Annotated in this window: 17 protein-coding genes and 3 pseudogenes; 10 read left to right on the top strand and 10 right to left on the bottom strand. The window is 70.6% G+C overall.

Features of this window, described 5'->3' with window-relative positions; translation table 11 throughout:
• Positions 1-193 precede the first annotated feature (193 nt).
• The 4 genes and pseudogenes from StrepF001_RS14710 to StrepF001_RS14685 form a co-directional block, all read right to left on the bottom strand.
• A complete protein-coding gene (locus StrepF001_RS14710) occupies positions 194-451 on the bottom strand; it encodes a hypothetical protein (RefSeq protein WP_129798685.1) in 258 nt (85 codons plus the stop codon).
• Positions 452-1,538: 1,087 nt separating this feature from the next.
• Complete coding sequence (locus StrepF001_RS14695; RefSeq protein WP_129798683.1) at positions 1,539-2,030, bottom strand: RNA polymerase sigma factor; 492 nt, start codon at positions 2,028-2,030, stop codon at positions 1,539-1,541.
• Between the two features lie 44 nt (positions 2,031-2,074).
• Entirely contained in the window at positions 2,075-2,668 is a 594-nt protein-coding gene (locus StrepF001_RS14690; protein ID WP_129798682.1) for a class F sortase, read from the bottom strand.
• Positions 2,665-3,080 (bottom strand): annotated as a pseudogene (locus tag StrepF001_RS14685) (sortase-dependent protein). Before StrepF001_RS14685 ends, StrepF001_RS14690 begins: the two are co-directional and overlap by 4 nt.
• Positions 3,081-3,250: 170 nt before the next feature.
• Here StrepF001_RS14685 and StrepF001_RS14680 point away from each other — a divergent pair.
• The 7 genes and pseudogenes from StrepF001_RS14680 (at position 3,251) to StrepF001_RS14650 (ending at position 12,875) form a co-directional block, all read left to right on the top strand.
• Positions 3,251-4,142 (top strand): annotated as a pseudogene (locus tag StrepF001_RS14680) (DUF2797 domain-containing protein).
• A 211-nt stretch (positions 4,143-4,353) separates the two neighbouring features.
• Positions 4,354-5,094, top strand: a complete 741-nt coding sequence (locus StrepF001_RS14675) for a response regulator transcription factor (protein WP_206306858.1) — start codon at positions 4,354-4,356, stop codon at positions 5,092-5,094.
• Positions 5,091-6,674 (top strand): HAMP domain-containing sensor histidine kinase, encoded by a 1,584-nt coding sequence (locus StrepF001_RS14670; protein ID WP_206306857.1) that lies wholly within the window; start codon positions 5,091-5,093, stop codon positions 6,672-6,674. The genes StrepF001_RS14675 and StrepF001_RS14670 overlap by 4 nt, the downstream gene beginning before the upstream one ends.
• Positions 6,675-6,688: 14 nt before the next feature.
• Positions 6,689-8,134, top strand: a complete 1,446-nt coding sequence (locus StrepF001_RS14665) for a bifunctional glycosyltransferase family 2/GtrA family protein (RefSeq protein WP_129798680.1) — start codon at positions 6,689-6,691, stop codon at positions 8,132-8,134.
• Entirely contained in the window at positions 8,131-10,266 is a 2,136-nt protein-coding gene (locus StrepF001_RS14660) for a glycosyltransferase family 39 protein (protein ID WP_129798679.1), read from the top strand. The genes StrepF001_RS14665 and StrepF001_RS14660 overlap by 4 nt, the downstream gene beginning before the upstream one ends.
• A 98-nt stretch (positions 10,267-10,364) precedes the next feature.
• Positions 10,365-11,883: pseudogene (locus StrepF001_RS14655) on the top strand (MFS transporter).
• A gap of 230 nt (positions 11,884-12,113) precedes the next feature.
• Positions 12,114-12,875: a TetR/AcrR family transcriptional regulator gene (locus tag StrepF001_RS14650; RefSeq protein ID WP_129798678.1), complete on the top strand. Its 762-nt coding sequence runs from the start codon at positions 12,114-12,116 to the stop codon at positions 12,873-12,875.
• On the opposite strand, the gene StrepF001_RS14645 is transcribed toward StrepF001_RS14650, so the two are convergent.
• On the bottom strand, positions 12,876-13,346 hold the full coding sequence (locus StrepF001_RS14645) for a PPOX class F420-dependent oxidoreductase (RefSeq protein ID WP_129798677.1): 471 nt from the start codon (positions 13,344-13,346) through the stop codon (positions 12,876-12,878).
• An 88-nt stretch (positions 13,347-13,434) separates the two neighbouring features.
• On the opposite strand from StrepF001_RS14645, the gene StrepF001_RS14640 reads away from it, so the two are divergent.
• The gene (locus StrepF001_RS14640; protein ID WP_129798676.1) at positions 13,435-13,737 is read left to right on the top strand and encodes a metalloregulator ArsR/SmtB family transcription factor; all 303 of its coding nucleotides are present in this window, start codon (positions 13,435-13,437) and stop codon (positions 13,735-13,737) included.
• Entirely contained in the window at positions 13,734-14,126 is a 393-nt protein-coding gene (locus StrepF001_RS14635) for a VOC family protein (protein WP_129798675.1), read from the top strand. The genes StrepF001_RS14640 and StrepF001_RS14635 overlap by 4 nt, the downstream gene beginning before the upstream one ends.
• 28 nt (positions 14,127-14,154) lie before the next feature.
• On the opposite strand, the gene StrepF001_RS14630 is transcribed toward StrepF001_RS14635, so the two are convergent.
• The 3 genes from StrepF001_RS14630 to StrepF001_RS14620 form a co-directional block, all read right to left on the bottom strand.
• The gene (locus tag StrepF001_RS14630) at positions 14,155-14,982 is read right to left on the bottom strand and encodes a YceI family protein (protein ID WP_129798674.1); all 828 of its coding nucleotides are present in this window, start codon (positions 14,980-14,982) and stop codon (positions 14,155-14,157) included.
• A gap of 91 nt (positions 14,983-15,073) precedes the next feature.
• Positions 15,074-17,596 carry an MFS transporter gene (locus StrepF001_RS14625; protein ID WP_129798673.1) on the bottom strand — a complete coding sequence of 841 codons (2,523 nt, stop codon included), beginning with the start codon at positions 17,594-17,596 and terminating at the stop codon, positions 15,074-15,076.
• 27 nt (positions 17,597-17,623) lie between these two features.
• Entirely contained in the window at positions 17,624-18,112 is a 489-nt protein-coding gene (locus tag StrepF001_RS14620; protein WP_129798672.1) for a MarR family transcriptional regulator, read from the bottom strand.
• 195 nt (positions 18,113-18,307) lie between these two features.
• Between StrepF001_RS14620 and StrepF001_RS14615 the strand changes: the two genes are divergently transcribed.
• Positions 18,308-18,502 (top strand): hypothetical protein, encoded by a 195-nt coding sequence (locus StrepF001_RS14615; RefSeq protein WP_165396270.1) that lies wholly within the window; start codon positions 18,308-18,310, stop codon positions 18,500-18,502.
• 21 nt (positions 18,503-18,523) lie between these two features.
• Here the strand turns inward: StrepF001_RS14615 and StrepF001_RS14610 are convergent, their stop codons facing one another.
• Both StrepF001_RS14610 and StrepF001_RS14605 read right to left on the bottom strand, forming a co-directional pair.
• Positions 18,524-19,267 (bottom strand): hypothetical protein, encoded by a 744-nt coding sequence (locus StrepF001_RS14610; protein ID WP_129798671.1) that lies wholly within the window; start codon positions 19,265-19,267, stop codon positions 18,524-18,526.
• Positions 19,268-19,306: 39 nt separating this feature from the next.
• The gene (locus tag StrepF001_RS14605; RefSeq protein WP_129798670.1) at positions 19,307-20,218 is read right to left on the bottom strand and encodes an RNA polymerase sigma factor SigF; all 912 of its coding nucleotides are present in this window, start codon (positions 20,216-20,218) and stop codon (positions 19,307-19,309) included.
• Positions 20,219-20,419 lie beyond the last annotated feature (201 nt).

The following is a 20,419-nucleotide window of genomic DNA, read 5'->3' as shown; positions in this document are numbered from 1 at the left end:
CCGTACGCCCAGCAGGGGGTCGGCACGCCCAGCAGGGGGTCGGCTTCCGTTGTCGTCTCTCGTGAAGGTCATCCGACCGGAGCGGGAGAGGGGCCGGTGATGCTCGCAGGTGATGAGCCGTCAGTCACCGGGGTGGGAGTAGGAGATCCGCGATGACACCAGTGCAAGTCGACTGGCCGTCCCTGCTGTTCGGTCAGCGCTCGGTGCAGGCAGGGTAGGAAGAGCCGCGATAGCAGGTGTCGTAGTCGTGGCGGGTCACGAAGAACGTCTCCTCCTCGCCGTCCGGCGTGCGTACGGTGAGCTCGTTGATCTCGGCTCCCATGCCCGTGTATGCGCGTTCCTTGTCGATGACGCGTCCTGGCGGTCCCTCCTCGTAGCCGCAGGCGGTCACGAGGGCGAGGAGGGCGGCGGCGAAGAGGGCCGTAGGGGCAGTGGCGGTGCGGTGCTTCATCGGGTCAGCTCCCGTCGCGGGCCGTTGTCTCCACAGCGGACAGGCGCGGTCTCCTCCGGCTCGCGGATCCGCAGAGGCATCGTCCCATTGCGAGCCCGGGACGGGTCCCCATCAGACGCGTCGTTCCGCGGCAACTCGGCACGCAAGGATCACCCGTCTGGCACCGGTTGCGTACCCCATATGGGTGATTACAGTGGGATTTGACCGTATGTGAATTCCGCCCAAGAGGGGGTAGGTATGCCCGCTGCGAACAGACGACGGGTCGTCGCCCTGAGCTCGGCTCTTATCGCCGCAACCGTCGTCCTCACTCCGGTCAGCGTTCAGCAAGCAGCTGCGGCCACACCGAGCCAGACTCAGGTCAGTACAGCCTCCGCCGTCCCTGAGCAGTACCGGGACCGGGACTACCGGCGGGGCTTCAGGGACGGCTTCCGATTCGGATTCCGCGTGGGCCTGCGGGACTGCCATCGGTACGACCGGCATGACTGGCGCGACCGGTACGACGACAACTACCGACGAGCCGCCGCTGTTCCGGATCGGTACCAGGACTATCGGGACTACCGGCGGGGCTTCAGGGACGGCTTCAGAGCGGGATACCGCCAGGGTATGCGGGTGTGCTGAATCCGCCGTGCCGGCCCAGGGAGGTCCTGGGCCGGCACGCTCACGGTTCGACCCGCGCTGCGGTCGGTGTCACCGACGGTTCCTGAGTGGGGAGTGCCGGGCTGGTCGGGGTGCCGGGCTCGTCGGGCAGAGGGCTTGTGGTGGGGCGGGGGGTGGCGGCTCGGGCCGCGTTGACGGGGTGCGGGACGGCGAGGGAGTGGAGGGAGGCGGCGTCGCAGGCCGCTCGCGGGTGGGGCGCGAGAGGGACCGTCGGGGATCGGGGTGTCTCGGGTGTCGCCAGGTGAGGGGGAGTGCGATGAGGGCGGCGACCGCGCAGGACACGCCGACCCCGGCGGCGGTGCGGAGCAGGCGGCGGCGGGTCGCGGCGCGGCGGATCGCCTCGTATCGGCCCGGGGGTGGGCCGAGATGGTCGGAGGGGGGCCGCAGGAGCACCGCGAGGGGGTCGTCGGGGTCGAACTCCGGGCCGTCGTCAAAGCGTGTGGTCAAGGCTTCTCCTCAGGTGGGCGCGGAGCAGTTCGCGGGCCGCGTGGAGGTCGGCCTTGACGGTTCCTTCCTTGCGTCCGGTCAGCACGGACACCTCCCGGATCGGCATGTCAGCGTAGTAGTGGAGGAGGATCGGGACGCGGAGTCGTTCCGGCAGGGACTGCACGAGCAGGCGTACGGAGGGGTCGGCCTGTTCGGGGTGGGGGCGGACGGCGGCTTCCGTGGTCGCACGGCGCATGGCCCTGCGCTCGCGCTCCAGCTTGCGCCAGTGGTCCCGGACGAGGTTGGCCGCGGTGACGTAGAGGAAGCCGCGGGGTTCCTCCACGGACGTCCAGCGGGCCCAGAGCCGGGTGAACGCCTCCGAGGCGATCTCGTGGGCCGTCTCGTCGTCGTCGACGAGACGGCGGCACCAGCCGGCGAGACGCGGGTAGAGGGCGGCGAACAGCTCGGACGCTGCCTTGTCGCGGGACCGTTTCAACGCTCTCCATGGTCGTGAGGGCACGTCGTTGTGGGCAGGCGTGCTCAGGAAGTCGTGGCACTCAGCGTGGCGAAGGCGATCACGTTGTCGCGGTACTCGTCGCCGGTACGGGGGCCGCCGCACGTGATCAGACGTAGTTCCGGACGGTTTACGTTCCCGTAGACGTCGTCGGCCGGGAAGTCCGACTTGGCCACCATCCGTACGGTGCTGATGGTGAACACCGCCGCCGTGCCGTTCTCCAGCCGCGCGACGATCCGGTCGCCCCGGTGCAGGCGTGCGAGGTGACGGAAGACCCCGTCCCCGTAGGGGCCGACCGTGACATGGCCGAGGATGACCGACGGGCCGACCTGACCCGGTGTCGGCGAGTGCCGGTACCAGCCCGCCCGGTCGTCCGCCGTGATGGGCGGCACCTGCACACTGCCGTCCGGCGCCAACCCCAGCTGCATGACCGGGGTGTCGACGCCGATGGCCGGGATCCGCAGCCTGACCGGGGCCGAACGCCCCAGCGCCTGCGCCGGCTTCACGGTGGGCTGCTGCTGCGGGCTCCGGGGGCTTGCGGTCGTGGCCCGGCCGCTGCAGCCCATGAGCAGCGAGGCCGTCGCGGCGGTGGCGAACGCGCGCCTGGAGAGCGGGGTCATGCTCCGGTCGCCCGGCGGCGACGTACGACGAAGAACGCGGCGCCGCCGACGCCGAGCACCGCGGCAGCGGCGCCGCTGATCACCCCGCCATCGGTCCCGGACCGCTTGGAGGCCGCCGTCACTCCGGTGTCGGGCGCGCCGCTCGGTACGACGGAGACCTGGCTCTCGGCCGGCGCCGGGTGGGGCGTGGTGGCCGGGGGGGCGGGTCGGTTCGGCGGTGGGGGTCGGGTCGGTGGTGGTCGGGGGCGGGTCGGTTCGGCGGTGGGGCCGGGGCGGCGGTGGTGGTCGGGGCGGCGGTGGTGGTCGGGTGGGCTGTGGGGGCCGGGGACGGCCCGTCGGCGAACGCGGGTGCGGTGCTCGCCAGTACCGCGGTGCACGCAAGTGCCATGGCGCTGAGGACAGTTCGGCGCATTGAATCGCTCTCAATCGTCGGGCCGCCCGGGATGCGGCGGGGTGAGTGACGGATCGAGCGGAGAGACGAGGCGGCGGCGGGCAGGTTGTAAAGAGCTGGCAAAGCGGTTACTTGGCTGGTCAGAGGCGTAACAGGGGCATTGTCAGTGGCTGCCCCTACGCTCGGAGGCAATGGCACAGATGTGGCGGTGCTCGGGGCTGCGGTGGGCGGCCGGTGGGCCCGAGTTGGTGTGGAGCGGGGGGCGCGCAAGCGCGCTGGCCTGGGGGAAACGGGTGGCCTTCGGGGTCGTGGAGGGGGGTGTGCGGACGTGTGTGGGTGCGCGGGGGCATGCGTGTCCGGGGAGGCCGGCGTGCCGGGGCGCAGTACGGGGGCGCGGTGCGAGGAGTGTGCGCGGTTGGATCGGGCGCACTCCGTGGCGGCCGATGCGGTTCCCGACGATCCGCGGCCGTATCACGTGTACCTCGCGTGGTTCGGGCCGGGGATGGTGAAGGTGGGGATCACTGCTGTCGAGCGGGGGTCGGCCCGGTTGCTGGAGCAGGGGGCGGTCTGTTTCAGCTGGCTCGGTGCCGGGCCGTTGATGGCGGCGCGGCGGGCCGAGGAGCTGTTGCGCGCCGCGCTGCGGGTGCCGGACCGGATTCCGTACGCCGAGAAGCGGGCGGTACGGGCCGTGTTGCCGGGGACGGAGGCAGAACGGGCGGCGGAGATCGAAGAGTTGCACGGGCGGGCGGTGGCGCTCGGTGGGTGGCCGGAGTCGCTGGCGCGGGAGCCGTTCCGAGCGGTGGATCATGTGCGGGCGTTCGGGCTGGAGGGGGCGCCGCGCGCGGTCGGGGAGGTGAGCGAGCTCGTCGCCGGTGGGGTGGTGAGTGGGGAGCTGGTGGCTGCCGCGGGCCTGATCTGCATCTGGCGACCGGAGGGAGGGGCGTCGTCGTTCTGGACACGCGGCTGATGACCGGGTGGGAGCTGGTTCCGGTCGGTGGCGGGGGCGCGGGCGGGGAGACGTCCGTGCCGGTGCGGGAGCTCAAGGGAGGGGGCGGGGGCGGGGTGCAGGACGGGTTGTTCTGATGCGGGCGGACTGTGATGGCGCAGACGTACTGTGATGGCGCAGGTGGGCCGTGATGGCCTGTGGTGATCCGCTCGCAAGCGGTCTCCGCGGTCCCTCCCGCGCCCCGCCTCGGCGTTCCCAGGAGCCTCCTGAGAGGCGCCTGTGTGTTTCTCAGGGAAATCACAGGTTGTCGAAAGGGCGCTCTCAGAGCGCGCCTTCATGGTGTCCATCATGACCACGACCTCGCCCCAAGGGCGCACCGAACTGCTGAGGCCGGACGGGAGCCCCGTCCGGGTGCTTGTTGTGGACGACGAGCTGTCGATCACCGAGCTGCTGTCCATGGCCCTGCGTTACGAGGGCTGGCAGATCCGGAGCGCGGGGGACGGCCAGGGTGCCGTCCAGGCCGCGCGTGAGTTCCGGCCCGATGCCGTCGTCCTCGACATGATGCTGCCCGACATGGACGGGCTGGCCGTTCTCGGGCGGCTTCGGCGGGAGCTGCCGGACGTGCCGGTGCTGTTCCTGACTGCCAAGGACGCCGTCGAGGACCGCATCGCCGGGCTCACCGCCGGAGGCGACGACTACGTCACCAAGCCGTTCTCCCTCGAGGAGGTCGTCGCACGGCTGCGCGGGCTGATACGCCGGTCCGGTGCCGCCGACCGGCGGTCCGACTCCATGCTCGTCGTCGGTGACCTCACCCTCGACGAGGACAGTCACGAGGTGACCAGGGCCGGTGAGAGCATCCACCTCACCGCCACCGAGTTCGAGCTGCTGCGCTTCCTCATGCGCAATCCGCGGCGCGTGCTGAGCAAGGCGCAGATCCTCGACCGGGTCTGGTCGTACGACTTCGGCGGGCAGGCCAATGTCGTCGAGCTGTACATCTCGTACCTGCGCAGGAAGATCGACGCCGGGCGCGAGCCGATGATCCACACCCGGCGTGGGGCGGGCTATCTGATCAAGCCTGCGGCGTCATGAGCCGGCGACGACGGCCGCGGGCGGGCAAGCGCGCAGGCAAGCCGCGCACGCTGCGGACGCGGCTCGTCGTCGCGTCGTTGGTGCTGATCGCCGTGGTCTGCTCGGTGATCGGCACGGTGACCACGCTGGCGCTGCGGTCCCATCTGTACGACCAGCTGAACGGGCAGGTCGTCGAGGCCGGAAAGCGGCTCTCGGGGCCCCCGCCCGGAAAACTGGACAAGGAGCTCGCCCTGGGCCAGGACCGGCTCGACGGCTTCATCACCAACGGCCCGACGCAGCCGGACACCGTGGCTGTGCAGGTCGGTGCGAACGGCGCGATCACCAGGGCGGTGGTCGCCGAGCAGGAGTCCGACGGCTTCAAGCGGATGAAGGCCACCGAGCTGACCGCGGCCCAGCGGGCCGTGTTCGCCGACGTACCCACGACGGGCCACCACACCGTGACGGTCCCCGGCCTCGGTGAGTATCTGGTGCAGTACGTCCAGGGCAACGACGGCAACAACTACTACATCGCCCTGCCGACCGAAACGGTCGACGGCACCATCAACACCCTGATCCTCGTCGAGGTCAGCGTCACCGCCGCCGGTCTCGGCGCGGCCGTCATCGCCGGGTACCTGCTCGTCGGTGTCGCGACCCGGCCCCTGCGCAAGGTCGCCGCCACCGCCACCCGCGTCTCCGAACTCCCCCTGCACACCGGCGAGGTCAACCTCAGCGAGCGCGTCCCCGAGTCCGAGACCGACCCGCACACCGAGGTCGGCCAGGTCGGCGCCGCGCTCAACCGGATGCTGGACCACGTCCACGGAGCGCTGCACGCACGGCAGCAGAGCGAGACGCGGGTACGGCAGTTCGTCGCGGACGCCAGTCATGAGCTGCGCACGCCGCTGGCATCCATCCGCGGGTACGCCGAACTCACCAGACGTGGAAGGGAACAGGTCGGTCCCGACACCCGGCACGCGCTCGGCCGTATCGAGTCCGAGGCCGGCCGGATGACCCTCCTCGTCGAGGACCTGCTGCTGCTCGCCCGCCTCGACGCCGGCCGTCCGCTGCAGTTCGAGCAGACCGATCTCGTACCGCTCGTCGTGGACACCATCAGCGACGCCCGTGCGGCCGGCATGGAGCACAACTGGCGTCTCGACCTGCCCGACGAACCGGCCCTGGTCTCCGGGGACGCGGCACGGCTCCAGCAGGTGCTCATCAACCTGCTCGGCAACGCCCGCAAACACACCCCGCCGGGTACGACGGTCACCGCGCGCGTGCAGCGGCGCGGCCCCTGGATGTGCGTCGACGTCGAGGACAACGGCCAGGGCATCCCGGCCGACCTGCTCCCGCACGTCTTCGAACGGTTCGCGCGCGGCGACTCCGCGCGCTCCCGCGCCACCGGTTCGACCGGTCTGGGCCTTGCCATCGTGCAGGCGGTGGCGAGCGCGCACGGCGGTGCGGTGACCGTGGACAGCGTGCCCGGACGGACCGTGTTCACGGTGTATCTGCCGACGTCGGCGCCCCAGCCGGTCGCCGAAATGAACTGGCAGTCGCACTCACAGGCACAGCACAGCGTCAGCACACGGGTGCAACAGGGGGCTTGACAAGAGTCGTTCCCATGCGAACCGACTCTTCTCCCGGCACCCTGCCGGCGCGGGAGCACCTCCCGGCCGCACCAGCCGGTACGCCTGTCCTGGACGTAGTGATTCCCGTCTACAACGAGGAGAAGGACCTCCAGCCGTGTGTGCTGCGGCTGCACCAGCACCTTGCGCGCACCTTCCCGTACCCCTTCCGCATCACGATCGCGGACAACGCGTCGACGGACACCACACCTCAGGTGTCGGCACGGCTGGAGGCGCAGCTTGCGGAGGTCCGGTCCTTCCGGCTGGAGCAGAAGGGCCGCGGGCGCGCACTGCGCACCGTCTGGTCGGCCTCGGACGCCCCGATCCTCGCGTACATGGACGTCGACCTGTCCACCGACCTCAACGCGCTGCTGCCGCTGGTGGCGCCGCTGATCTCCGGCCACTCGGACCTGGCGATCGGCTCCCGGCTGGCCCGCTCCTCACGCGTGGTGCGCGGCGCGAAGCGGGAGTTCATCTCCCGCTCGTACAACCTCATCCTGCGCGGCTCGCTCCAGGCCCGCTTCTCGGACGCGCAGTGCGGCTTCAAGGCGATTCGCAGGGATGTCGCCCAGGTGCTGCTGCCGCTGGTGGAGGACACCGACTGGTTCTTCGACACCGAGCTGCTGGTGCTCGCCGAGCGGGCAGGCCTGCGGATCCACGAGGTGCCCGTCGACTGGGTCGACGACCCCGACTCGACCGTGCACATCGTGAAGACGGCGACCGACGACCTCAAGGGCGTGTGGCGGGTGGGCAGGGCGCTGGCCACCGGTTCGCTGCCGCTGGACCGGCTCACCCGCCCCTTCGGTGACGACCCGCGCGACCGCGAGCTGCCCGACGTCCCCGGGGGACTGGCCCGCCAGCTGCTCGGTTTCTGTGTCGTCGGCGGTCTGTCCACCCTCTTCTACCTGCTGCTCTACACCGCCTTCCGCGGCTTCACCGGTTCGCAGCTCGCCAACGCGCTCGCGCTGCTGGTCTCCGCGATCGCCAACACCGCGGCCAACCGGCGGCTCACCTTCGGCGTGCGCGGCCGCGGCGGTGCGGTCAAGCACCAGGCACAGGGCCTGGTCGTCTTCGGTATCGGCCTGGTCCTGACCAGCGGTTCCCTCGCCGCCCTGAACGCGGCGACCTCCCACCCCGGTCACTCCACGGAGCTGGCCGTCCTGATCGCCGCCAACCTCGCGGCGACGGTGCTGCGGTTCCTGCTCTTCCGGGCGTGGGTCTTCTCGGACCGGCGTGAGCAGGACGCGTCGACGGCCGTCGCCTCGCCCACCCCGCACCCGCCGCACCCGCCGCTGCCCCACCGCTCGGCCAGGGCCCACCAGCCGTACGGCACAGACCACTTCCGCGCCGGTTCCGCCGCGGACCGCACCACCTGGGGGGACGCAACGGTGCAGCTGCAGCCAGTGCGCCCGAACGACACCGACCCGAGGGACTTCCGATGACGACAACGACCGTGCCGGCTCCGCCGGCCGACACACCGACGCCGCCCGCGCCCGACGAACCCGGGCAGAACTTCGTACGACGGCTCTGGCGCGGTCGGCCCGAGGATCCGCGCTGGATCCGCCCCGCCTTCCTGGCCACCCTGCTCGCCATCGGCGCGTTGTACACCTACAACCTCACCGCCTCCGGCTACGCCAACTCCTTCTACTCCGCGGCCGTCCAGGCCGGCAGCCAGTCGTGGAAGGCGTTCTTCTTCGGCTCGCTGGACGCGGCGAACGCCATCACCGTCGACAAGCCCCCCGCCTCGCTGTGGCCCATGGCCCTGTCGGTGCGGCTCTTCGGACTGAACTCGTTCGCGATCCTGTTCCCGCAGGTGCTGATGGCGATCGCGACGGCGGGCGTGCTGTACGCGTCCGTGCGCCGCCGGTTCTCCGCCGGCGCCGGGTTCGTCACGATGGCGGTGCTCGCGCTCACGCCGGTCGCCGCGCTGATGTTCCGGTTCAACAACCCGGACGCGGCCCTCGCCCTGCTGATGGCGACCGCCGTGTACTGCACCCAGCGCGCCCTGGAGAAGGCGCAGACGAAGTGGCTGGTGTGGGCGGGCACCGCGATCGGTCTCGCCTTCCTGGTCAAGACGCTGCAGGCGTTCCTGATCCTGCCGGTGCTCGCCCTGGTGTACGTCGTCCTCGCGCCGACGACCCTGAGGAAGCGCATCGGGCAGGTGCTCCTCGCCGGTCTCGCCATGGTCGTCGCCGGCGGCTGGTGGGTGGCGATCGTCGAGCTGTGGCCGGCGTCCTCCCGCCCGTACATCGGCGGCTCGCAGAACAACTCCTTCCTGGAGCTGACCTTCGGCTACAACGGCCTCGGCCGCATCAACGGCGAGGAGACCGGCAGCGTCGGAGGCGGCGGCCAGGGCGGCGGCTGGGGTGAGACCGGCTGGGACCGGATGTTCAGCTCGTCCATCGGCGGCCAGATCTCGTGGCTGATTCCGGCCGCGCTGATCCTGTTGGTGGCGGCCCTGGTCCTGACGCGGAAGTTCCAGCGGACGGACACCACCCGCGCCACCTTCCTCCTCTGGGGCGGCTCGCTGCTGATCACCATGGTGGTCTTCAGCTTCATGCAGGGCATCTTCCACGAGTACTACACCGTCGCCCTCGCCCCCTACATCGCCCCGCTGATCGGCATGGGCGCCGCGCTGCTCTGGCAGGAACGCGGCCGGATGTGGGTGTCGCTGACGCTGGCGGCCGCGATGACGGCCACCGCGGCCTGGGGGTACGTCCTGCTCAACCGCTCCTCCGACTACTATCCGTGGCTGAAGTGGCTCGTTCTCGTCGGTGGCCTGGTTGCGGCCCTCGGCCTGGTCTTCGTGGGTCGGCTCGGGCGGCAACTCGCCCTGGCTGTCGTCGCGTTGGGCTTCAGCGCCGGGCTGGCCGGACCGACCGCGTACACGCTCACCACGCTGGGCGAGGGCCACACCGGGTCGATCGTGACCGCGGGCCCGTCCGTTCAGGGCGGCATGGGCGGCGGCCGGCCGGGCGGCGGTGGCATGGGCGGCGGCCCCGGTGGCGGCGGCATGCCGGGTCAGCAGAACCAGCAGAACGGACAGAACCAGCAGGGCGGCGGCATGGCCCAGCCCCCGACCGGCGGCTTCCCCGGCCAGAACCAGCGGGGTCAGCAGGGCCAGGGCCAGCAGGGCGGTCCGGGCCGGCAGAACGGGACCGGTGACGGCGGCGGCATGGGTGGCGCCGGCGGCATGGGCGGCCTGCTCAACGGAGCCTCCGTCAGCGACGAGGCCAAGGAGCTGCTGGAGGAGAACTCCGGTGACTACACCTGGGTCGCCGCCGCCATCGGCGCCCAGAACGCCGCGAGCTACCAGCTGTCCACCGGCGACCCGGTGATGTCGATCGGCGGCTTCAACGGCACCGACCCGTCGCCGACGCTGGCCGAGTTCAAGGAGTACGTGGCGAACGGCAGGATCCACTACTTCATCGCCGGCGGCGGCATGGGCGGCGGCTCCGGCAGCGGTACGTCCTCGCAGATCACCTCGTGGGTCGAGGAGAACTTCAAGGAGGTCACGGTGGGATCCGCCACCTTCTACGACCTGACGCAGCCGACGAGTTCGAGCAGCAGCTGACCCACGCAACACCGATTCCCGCCGTACGGGCTCTGTCATCTCCGTACGGCGGGAATCCGTGTTGTACACCGTATGGGAACTGTTCTACGGTGTACAACATGTCGACGACCTCCCAGGCGCAGTCCCCGCAGCAAGCCCCGGGCGGCCACCCGCAGCGCTGGCTGATCCTCGGTGTCGTCTGTCTCGCGCAGCTCACCGTGCTGCTCGACAACACCGTTCTGAACGTGGCGATCCCCTCCCTCACCGAGGAGTTGGGCGCGGCCACCTCCGACATCCAGTGGATGATCAACGCATACTCGCTGGTCCAGTCGGGTCTGCTGCTCACCGCAGGCAGCGCCGCCGACCTCCCCCACGCCTAAAGGGCGCGGGGGGACCCCCATCGGCCGTAAGAAAATGCTGATCACGGGCCTGGCCCTGTTCGGCATCGGCTCGCTGGTGGCCGGACTGGCCGACTCCACCGGGCAGTTGATCGCCGCCCGGGCGGGTATGGGCGTCGGCGGTGCGCTGCTGCTGACCACCACTCTCGCCGTCGCGATGCAGATCTTCGCGCCGGAGGAGCACGCCAAGGCGATCGGCATCTGGAGCGCGGTCAACGCGCTGGGCTTCGCATGCGGTCCGCTGATCGGCGGCTTCATGCTGGACCACTTCTGGTGGGGCGCGATCTTCCTGATCAACCTGCCGGTCGTGGCGCTCGGCCTGGCCGCGGTCGTGGCGCTCGTACCGGAGTCGAAAAATCCGCAGGGCGACCGGCCCGACCTGCTCGGTGCGCTGCTGTCCACCATCGGCATGTCGTCACTGGTGTTCGCGATCATCTCCGGGCCCGAGCACGGCTGGGCGTCCGGCCAGGTGCTGGTGAGCGGGGCCGTCGCGGTCGTGGTGCTGGCCGCGTTCGCCTACTGGGAGAGCCGGATCCCGTATCCCATGCTCGACCTGCACTTCTTCCGCAACCAGCGGTTCACGGGCGCGGTCGCCGGCGCGGTGCTGATCACCTTCGGGATGGGCGGGGCGCTGTTCCTGCTCACCCAGCATCTGCAGTTCGTGCTCGGCTACGGCCCTCTGGAGGCGGGGCTGCGGACGGCGCCCCTGGCGCTGACCGTGGTGGCGTTGAACTTCACCGGTGTGGCGGCCAAGTGGACGACGAAGCTCGGCATGCCGGTGTCGATCGCGCTGGGCATGGTGCTGATGTCCGGCGGCCTGGTGTCGATCGCGACGCTCGCCTCCGGCGGATATGCCGGCACGCTGCTCGGACTGCTGCTCATCGGCGCGGGGTGCGCCATCGCCAACCCGGCCATGGCGCACGCCATCATGAGCGCGATTCCGCCGGCCAAGGCGGGTGTCGGCGCGGGGATCAACGGCACGCTGGCGGAGTTCGGGAACGGGCTGGGCGTTGCGGTGCTCGGCGCGGTGCTCAACTCGCGGTTCGCCGCGTTGATTCCAGTGGCGGCGAGTTCGTTGCCGGCCGCTGTGTCCGCGGCGGACGGCGAGGCGGAGCGGGGCCGGATCCTGGACGCGTTCTCCTCCGGACTGCAGAGCAGTCAGTTGGTGGGGGCGGTGGCTGTGTTGCTGGGTGGGTTGCTTGCGGCGGTACTGCTGCGCAGGGCGGAGCGGGACGCGTGAGAGCTCGGGTGGCATCGTTGTCTTGCGGGTGCGGAATCGTTGTGGCTTGTCGCTCCCCCACTCTCGGCTCCTCCCCCACGCTCGGCTTCGCTCGCGCGGGGGGACCCCCATGAGCGGGGGGACCCCCATCGCGGCAGAGCCGCACATCGATGCAGCCCCGCGCCCCTCTTCACGGCGTTGCAGCCTAGCCTTGTGACCAGTTGGCGGAGTGTGTCCAGGAAGGTGCGCCCATGGCGAAGGCAGCGGCCGGTCGGCCGGCGCGGAGCAGTGTCTGGCTGGAGGGCAAGGCACCCCGCGGCGGACGTGGGGGCGGGCAGCCGTCGGGACTGGACCGGGAGCGGATCACTGCGGTGACGGTGCGGCTGCTGGACGCCGAGGGGCTGGCGAAGTTCTCGATGCGCCGGCTCGCCGCCGAGCTGAACGTCACCGCGATGAGTGTCTACTGGTACGTCGACACCAAGGACGACCTCCTCGAACTCGCCCTCGACGCCGCCTACGGGGAGCTCCGGCTGCCCGACCCGGACGCCGACGAGGACTGGCGCGACCAGCTGCGCGCGCTCGCCACCGAGTACCGTGCGCTGCTGGTGCGCCACCCCTGGCTGTCGCCGCTGGCCGGGACGTACCTCAACATCGGCCCCAACAGCCTCGCCTTCTCCCGCGTCGTCCAGCGGGTGATCCGCAGGACCGGGCTGCCCGCGCGCGGCGTCACGGGCGCCATCTCGGCCGTCTTCCAGTTCGTGTACGGGTACGGCACGATCGAGGGCCACTTCTTCGCCCGGGTCGCGGACGCCGGCATGACGCCGGACGACTACTTCCAGCACGCCATGAGCTCGGTGACCGAGGTGCCGGAGACCGCCGAGGTCATCCAGGAGTCCAAGGACATCATGGCGGCCCGCGGCGGCGACACGGTCGCGGAGATGCTGGACCGGGACTTCACCTTCGCCCTGGATCTGCTGGTGGCCGGCATCGAGGCCATGGTCGAACGCGGCTGACTAGTCCCCTTGGACCAGCCGCGCCGGAAAGCCCCCCGTCGCCACCGGACCCCACCGCTCCGGTGTGACCCGGATGATCGACTTGCCCTGCTTGACCATGGCCTGCCGGTACTCGTCCCAGTCCGGGTGCTCACCGGCGATGTTCCGGTAGTACTCCACGAGCGGCTCGACCGAGTCGGGCGTGTCGATGACCTCGGCCGTCCCGTCGATCTGCACCCACGGCCCGTTCCAGTCGTCGCTCAGGACGAGAACGCCGACCCGCGGATCCCGCTTGGCGTTGCGGGTCTTGGCCCGCTCCGGGTAGGTCGAGACCACGATCCGCCCCGAGTCGTCGACGCCGCAGGTCAGCGGGGATGCCTGCGGACTGCCGTCGGCCCGCCGGGTGAACAGGATGGCCCGGTGCCGGGGACGTACGAACTCCAGCAGTTCGTCCAGGGAGACACGGGTGTTGGTCGCGATGTTCGGTGCCATGGCGTCAGCTTAGGCTCCCCTCGTGCCTGCGCCGGCGGAAGAATTCCCGGACTTGATAGGCAAGTGTGCACTTGCCTATGGTGGGGTCGTGGCCGACGATCTGTTCAAAGCCCTGGCCGACCCCACCCGCCGCACCATCCTCGACGAGCTCACGGAGAAGTCCGGACAGACACTGTTCGAGATCTGCTCACGGCTGAGCATGAAGCATCAGCTCGGCATCTCGCGCCAGGCCGTCTCCCAGCACCTCGCCGTGCTGGAGGCCGCCGGGCTCGTCGAGACCAGGCGGGAGGGCCGCTACAAGTTCCACGACCTGAACACAGCCCCGCTGCGGCAGATCGCCGAGCGATGGCACGTGCCCGGCACATCCGGACCGGAGGAGAGCACCCCATGAGGATCCATCTGACCAGCGTCTTCGTCGACGACCAGGCCAAGGCCCTGCGCTTCTACACCGAGATCCTCGGCTTCGTGAAGAAGCACGACGTCCCGGTGGGCGAGAAGGACCGGTGGCTGACCGTCGTCTCGCCCGAGGAGCCCGGCGGCACCGAACTCCTCCTGGAGCCCGCCGGCCACCCGGCCGTCAAGACCTACCGCGACACGCTCGTCGAGGACGGCATCCCGCTCGCCCAGTTCGCCGTCGACGACGTGCAGGCGGAGTACGAGCGCCTGCGCGGCCTCGGCGTCCGATTCACCCAGGAGCCCGTGGAGATGGGCCCCGTCACCACCGCCGTCTTCGACGACACCTGCGGCAACCTGATCCAGATCGCGACACAGCCGCAGTAGGCGGCCTGGCGAACAGCTGTGCCGTCCGTCAGCTCCCTGCCTGCAGGGAGACCTCCCCCTGCACCGCCTGGACGTCCAGCTCCACCTTCAGCGTCGCACCGATCGCGGCGATGCCCGCCTGGACGACCTGGTTGTAGTTCATGGCGAAGTCCTCCCGCCGCAGCTCCGTCGTCGCCCGGAAGGCGGCGCGGGTGCCGCCCCAGGGGTCGGGGCCCGTGCCGAGGTAGGCGAGGTCCAGGTCCACCGGGCGTACGACCCCGTGCATGCCCAGCTCGCCGTGCACGGTCCAGCGGTCGGGGCCGTTCGCCGTCAGCCCCGTCGACCGGTAGGTGATCTCGGGATGGTTCTCCACGTCCAGGAAGTCCGGCGACTTCAGGTGTCCGTCCCGCATCGCGTTCCCCGTGTCGATGGAGGCGGCCCGGATGACCGCCTCCACCCGGGACTTGGCGATGTCGTCCGGGGCGATCTCGATCGCGCCGGTGAAGTCGGTGAACCGGCCGTGCACGCTGGAGATCCCCAGATGCTGGGCGACGGCACCCACGCTGGAGTGTGTCGGATCGATCGTCCACGGCCCCGGCGGGGGCAGCTCGGCCCCGCCCTGCCGGGCCAGCGTCACCGTGCCGATCTCGGCCCGGCCGCTCGCCGTGACGATCGCGCTCGCGGCAGTGGGCGCGTAGCCGACGGCCGTGACGATGACGGTGTACGCCCCCGGCTCCAGCGGGGTCGCATCCCGTACGGTTCCCTCCGCGTCCGCCTCCGCCCGCAGCACCTGCGTTCCGGTCATGTCGGTCACCGTGACGACCGCGTGCGACACGGCCCATCCGTCCCGGGTACGGATCCTCGCGGTCAGTCCCATCTCACGTACTCCTCAGAAGCTCAAAGAAACCGGCCCGTGGCGGGGCGCACCTCCGCTCAGAGCGCGCCGCCCGCCACGGGCCGGGGTCCAACTACTCGCCAGGGTGGGCAAGTTCGATGTCGTGGCCGTCGACGCCGGTGCCGGTGACCGTCAGTGCCATCGCCGCCGGCGGGTAGCCGGTCGCGATGACCGTGTAGTCGCCGCTGTCGAGATCGGTGAAGGCGTACGCCCCGTCCGTCCCGGTGGTGGCGGTGCCGACGACGTTGCCCGCCGCGTCGACCAGCGTCACCCGGGCGTCGGCCAGCGGCCCGTGCGGCGCCCGTACGACGCCCTGCACCTGGGCGCCCGCGTCCAGGTCGACCTCGATGCGGGTGACGCCCGTGCCGCCCACCTCGACGGGCAGTGCACGCGGCCGGTAGCCGGCGGCGTTCACCGCGACGGTCACCGTCCCCGGCACCAGCTCGGCGAAGCCGAACTCGCCGTACTCACCGGTGGTCTGGCTGGCCAGCAGGTCGCCGCGCACATCGGTCACGATGACCATCGCGTCCTTCACGGGCAGCGCGTTGCCGACGGCCCGCACGACACCGGTCAGCCCGCTGGTGCCGCTGAGCAGGATGTCGTACGTGAGCGGCTCACCGTTCACGACGATCGTCGACGCCTGCGGCTGGAACCCGTCGGCGGAGGCGATCAGGACGTACGAGCCCGTGCCCGGCGCGTCCACCGCGTAGAAGCCGTCGGCCTGCGCGACCGCCCGGCCCAGCTGGCGGCCCGAGAGGGAGATCAGCGTGATCGCGGCCTGCGGGACGGGCGCGCTCTCGGCGCCGCGGACCTGGCCGCGGACCGGGATGCCGTCGCCGGCGGGACCCGGCTCGGCTGCCGTGGTGGCGACCGCCGCGAGCCGCTGCGTCCCCTCGGGACCGGCCGGCGGCGCCGCGGCGACGAGGGCCGGGACCCGCTCCTGCGCGCCGGCCGGCGCGGGCACGTCGGCGGGCGTCTCCGCCTGGGTGGACTGCTGGGTGGACTGTGCCAGCGCCCCCTGGGTCTTCAGCGGAACCTCCTTGATGAACAGGGAGAACAGCAGAGCGAGCAGCGCGACCGGCGCGGCGTAGAGGAACACGTCCGCGATGCCGTGGCCGTAGGCGCTCTCCAAGAGGGTGCGGATCGGGCCGGGCAGGGCGTCCATGTCCGGGATGCTGCCGGAGGAGCTGGACTCGGAGAGCGCGGACGCGTACTTCCGGGGGAGGTCGGACGCCCCTTCCTCGACGTAGTGCGTGATGCGGGTGCTCAGGACCGCGCCCAGCGCGGAGACGCCCACCGCACCGCCGAGGGACCGGAAGAAGTTCACCACCGAGCTGGCCGCGCCCAGGTCGCCCGGGGCCACCTGGTTCTGCGTGGCGAGCACCAGGTTCTGCATCATCATGCCGACGCCGAGGCCCAGCAGCGCCATGTAGCAGGCCACGTGCCAGTACTCGGTGTCGTAGCGGATCGTGCCGAGCAGGCCGAGACCGCCGGTCACCAGCACACCACCGGCCACCAGCCAGGCCTTCCAGCGTCCGGTGCGGGTGATGACCTGGCCGGAGACGGTGGAGGAGAGGAACAGACCGCCGATCAGCGGGATGGTCAGGACGCCGGACATGGTCGGCGACTCGTTCCGGGCCAGCTGGAAGTACTGGCTGAAGTAGATCGTGCCGGCGAACATCGCGATGCCGACGAACAGCGAGGCGAGCGAGGCCAGCGTGATGGTGCGGTTGCGGAACAGCCGCAGCGGGATGATCGGCTCGGACGCCTTGGACTCGACGATCAGGAAGATCACCAGCAGCGCGAGCGTGCCGCCGAGTATGGCGTACGTCTCGGTGGACACCCAGTCGTACTTGTCACCGGCGAAGGTCACCCAGATCAGCAGCAGGCAGACCGCGGCCGTGATGAAGAAGGCGCCTGCCCAGTCGACCTTGACCTTCCGCTTGACGACCGGGAGGTGCAGGGTGCGCTGGAGCACGATCAGGGCTATGACGGCGAAGGGTACGCCGACGTAGAAGCACCAGCGCCAGCCCAGCCAGTCGGTGTCGGTGATGACACCGCCGATCAGCGGGCCGCCGACCATCGCGGTCGCGAACGTGGCGCCGAGGTAGCCGTTGTACCGGCCGCGCTCACGCGGCGAGATCATCGCCGCCAGGATGATCTGGGCCAGCGAGGACAGACCACCCATGCCGATGCCCTGGACGGCGCGGAACGTGATCAGCGTCTCCGGGTTCTGGGACAGACCGGCGGCCGCCGAGCCCACCACGAAGATCACCAGAGCCAGCTGGATCAGCAGCTTCTTGGAGAAGAGGTCGGCGAGCTTGCCCCACAGCGGAGTGGACGCGGTCATCGCCAGCAGCGACGCGGTCACCACCCAGGTGTAGGCGCTCTGGCCGCCGCCGAGGTCGCTGATGATGTCGGGCAGCGCGTTGGAGACGATCGTCGACGACAGGATCGCGACGAACATGCCGAGCAGCAGGCCGGTCAGTGCCTCCATGATCTGCCGGTGCGACATCGCAGCGCCGTCGGCGGAGCCGTGCGAGCCTCCCCCGTGCTTGGCGTGGGCCCGCACACCGGCTGGTGTGGTCGTTGCCATGGGCTTCCTATCTCTTACGTGCATCTCTTAGGTGCGTGCGGGTGTGCGGGTGGTCGGGTCGGCAGGAGGGGCGGACCGGGCGGTGGACCGGCAGTCGTCGAAGCTGGTCCGGAGCCGGGTCATGAGCCGGGTGAGTTCACCGACCTCGTCGTCGGTCCAGTCGCTCAGCCGGTCGGCCAGCAGCTCTGTGGTCCGCCGGGTCAGCTCGTCGAGCTTGGCGCGGCCGGTCGGGGTCAGGCGCAGGATGCGCGAGCGCTTGTCCGCCGGGTCGGGGGAGCGTTCGATCCAGCCCCGCTCGGCGACATGGGTGACATGGCGGCTGGTGACCGACATGTCGACGGCCAGCAGCTCGGCGAGCCTGCCGATGCGCATGTCGCCGTGCCGGTCGAGCAGCGTCAGCACGGCGACCGAGCCGCCCGGGCAGTCGGTCGGCAGAATCCGGGCCATCTCCCGCTTCACGGCCCCGACGCCACTGAGCTGGCGGGCCAGCTCCTCGTACTGCGCCTGTTCGGCCATGGCATCTCCCGTGTTTGTTGCTTAGGGCAACCATAGATTTATTGGTTGCTACAGGCAAACTAAATCGGGTGTACCGGGCATAAAAACTTGGCAAAGGCAAGTATTGGCGGATGTAAAGGTGCAGGTCGGGCCTGCCGGTGCCGTGACGAACCCCGCACTTGGGCAGCCCCGACGTTTTCGCTAGGGTCTCGGGCCATGGCCAACACCCAGAACCCCCAGGGCAACCACGACCCCGCCGGCAGCACCCAGATGTTCCGCGCGTTCGTCGACGAGGCCCCTCAGGCCCGGCAGCAGGCGGCCGCCCCGGCGGGTCCCCGCCTCGGCCTGATCGTCGGCATCGTGGCCGCCGTCGTGATCGTCGCCGCGGTCGCCTGGCTCGCGCTGAAGTAGCTCACCTGCACGGGAAGCAGCTCACTCCCACCGGACGTCGACGTCCCGCGTCTCGATGTGCATGCCGAGCGGCACGCGCCACGCGTCGACGCACACCGTCCAGGACTCTTCCTTCCGCGCGCCGGCTGCGATCGGCGCCGGAAGTTTCCCGCTGGACTCGACCGTTCCCCAGTCGATGCCGAGCGCGCCGATGATGTGCGTCCCGAAGGTCACCGTGCCCGAACGCACCGCGGTTTCCCCGGTGTTGTGCAGGGGGAGGGTCACCTTCTCGCACCAGCGTTTGTCGGTGGGCTCCCGCACGGGCTCGCCCACACTCAGCGCGGCCGGCCCCTGAGGTGCCGTACGCGTGGGGGAGGGCGTCGGAGCCGGCGAATCCGCCTCCGCAGGAGCGGAATCCGTGCCCGAGGGCTCGTCGGCGGCCGGCCTGCTGTGATCGCCGCTCGTGGGGGCGGAGCCGCTGCCTGCGCTCGGTGTGCCGTCCGGCGACGGCTGACCTGAACTTCCCCTGTCGGCAGAAGAGTTGGCCGAGGGGCTGCCCTCGCCTTCGCCCGCCGCTTCCGCTCCGTCGAGGGGCACCAGCCGCACGCCACCCGTCGGCTCCGCCGCCGTACGCCCGGACGGGCCTGCGCCCGCGCCGACCGCGACGTATCCGCCGTCCGCGCCGCCGCCTCCGTACCCGGCGAGTACCGCACCGAGGCAGACGACGGCCGCCGACGCACCGATCACGGCACCCCGGCGGCCACGGGTCCAGGTCGTTGGAAGCATCGCGCCATAGTGGCTGACGCTCCGTCAGATAGGAAGCCTTCAGTCGGAGATGAGCCCCTCACGCAGCTGGGCCAGGGTCCGGGTGAGGAGCCGGGAGACATGCATCTGGGAGATGCCGACCTCCTCGCCGATCTGCGACTGGGTCATGTTGGCGAAGAAGCGCAGCATGATGATCCGCCGCTCCCGGGGCGGGAGCTTGGCCAGTAGCGGCTTCAGGGATTCGCGGTACTCCACGCCCTCCAGCGCCGTGTCCTCGTAGCCGAGCCGGTCCGCCAGCGAGCCCTCGCCGCCGTCGTCCTCCGGGGCCGGGGAGTCCAGGGACGAGGCGGTGTAGGCGTTGCCCACCGCGAGGCCGTCGACGACATCCTCCTCGGAGACACCGAGGACGGCGGCGAGTTCGGTCACGGTCGGGGAGCGGTCCAGCTTCTGGGACAGCTCGTCGCTGGCCTTCGTCAGGGCCAGGCGCAGCTCCTGGAGACGGCGCGGCACACGCACCGACCACGACGTGTCCCGGAAGAACCGCTTGATCTCACCGACGACCGTGGGCATCGCGAACGTCGGGAACTCCACGCCCCGTTCGCAGTCGAACCGGTCGATGGCCTTGATCAGGCCGATCGTGCCGACCTGGACGATGTCCTCCATCGGCTCGTTGCGGGAGCGGAAGCGGGCGGCCGCGTAGCGCACGAGGGGGAGATTGAGCTCGATCAGGGTGTCCCGGACGTACGCGCGCTCCGGGCTGTCCTCGTCGAGCGCGGCGAGCCGCAGGAACAGGGAGCGGGAGAGGGTGCGGGTGTCGATGGACTCCGAGGCCGGCGGGGCCGGGGTGGGCGTGGCCTCGAGGGCCGATACGTCGTTGAGGGCGCCGATGGCGTCGAGCGCGTCGAGAGCCTCCGGCGCTGCCTCGCTCTTCGTGAGCGTCAGCACCTTCGAGCTGCCCTGGTCTGCGGACATGCCACCCCCTTTGGGTCGCGGGACGGTCGCGGCGAACGCTCCCGATGAGGAACGTCAGCCTTCACCTGAATACCGGCGCCTGGGCACCGGCAAACGCTCTTCCCGCAGAATGTCACATGTCGGCAACACGCTGTAGAGACATGTCGACACGTGAGATGCGAATCCGTCCTGGAAGAAGGGGGTCTGACGGTCCTTCGGCAC

The organism is Streptomyces sp. F001, assembly GCF_004187715.1.
Classification (GTDB): Bacteria; Actinomycetota; Actinomycetes; order Streptomycetales; family Streptomycetaceae; genus Streptomyces; species Streptomyces flavusporus.
This window is presented reverse-complemented; position numbering and strand designations above follow the sequence as displayed.

Bases quoted from the DNA above. Each gene is read 5' to 3' on its own strand.
- StrepF001_RS14710 (WP_129798685.1), bottom strand. From the start codon at position 451: ATGAAGCACCGCACCGCCACTGCCCCTACGGCCCTCTTCGCCGCCGCC.
- StrepF001_RS14690 (WP_129798682.1), bottom strand. From the start codon at position 2,668: ATGACCCCGCTCTCCAGGCGCGCGTTCGCCACCGCCGCGACGGCCTCG.
- StrepF001_RS14675 (WP_206306858.1), top strand. From the start codon at position 4,354: ATGACCACGACCTCGCCCCAAGGGCGCACCGAACTGCTGAGGCCGGAC.
- StrepF001_RS14670 (WP_206306857.1), top strand. From the start codon at position 5,091: ATGAGCCGGCGACGACGGCCGCGGGCGGGCAAGCGCGCAGGCAAGCCG.
- StrepF001_RS14665 (WP_129798680.1), top strand. From the start codon at position 6,689: ATGCGAACCGACTCTTCTCCCGGCACCCTGCCGGCGCGGGAGCACCTC.
- StrepF001_RS14660 (WP_129798679.1), top strand. From the start codon at position 8,131: ATGACGACAACGACCGTGCCGGCTCCGCCGGCCGACACACCGACGCCG.
- StrepF001_RS14650 (WP_129798678.1), top strand. From the start codon at position 12,114: ATGGCGAAGGCAGCGGCCGGTCGGCCGGCGCGGAGCAGTGTCTGGCTG.
- StrepF001_RS14645 (WP_129798677.1), bottom strand. From the start codon at position 13,346: ATGGCACCGAACATCGCGACCAACACCCGTGTCTCCCTGGACGAACTG.
- StrepF001_RS14635 (WP_129798675.1), top strand. From the start codon at position 13,734: ATGAGGATCCATCTGACCAGCGTCTTCGTCGACGACCAGGCCAAGGCC.
- StrepF001_RS14630 (WP_129798674.1), bottom strand. From the start codon at position 14,982: ATGGGACTGACCGCGAGGATCCGTACCCGGGACGGATGGGCCGTGTCG.
- StrepF001_RS14625 (WP_129798673.1), bottom strand. From the start codon at position 17,596: ATGGCAACGACCACACCAGCCGGTGTGCGGGCCCACGCCAAGCACGGG.
- StrepF001_RS14620 (WP_129798672.1), bottom strand. From the start codon at position 18,112: ATGGCCGAACAGGCGCAGTACGAGGAGCTGGCCCGCCAGCTCAGTGGC.
- StrepF001_RS14615 (WP_165396270.1), top strand. From the start codon at position 18,308: ATGGCCAACACCCAGAACCCCCAGGGCAACCACGACCCCGCCGGCAGC.
- StrepF001_RS14610 (WP_129798671.1), bottom strand. From the start codon at position 19,267: ATGCTTCCAACGACCTGGACCCGTGGCCGCCGGGGTGCCGTGATCGGT.
- StrepF001_RS14605 (WP_129798670.1), bottom strand. From the start codon at position 20,218: ATGTCCGCAGACCAGGGCAGCTCGAAGGTGCTGACGCTCACGAAGAGC.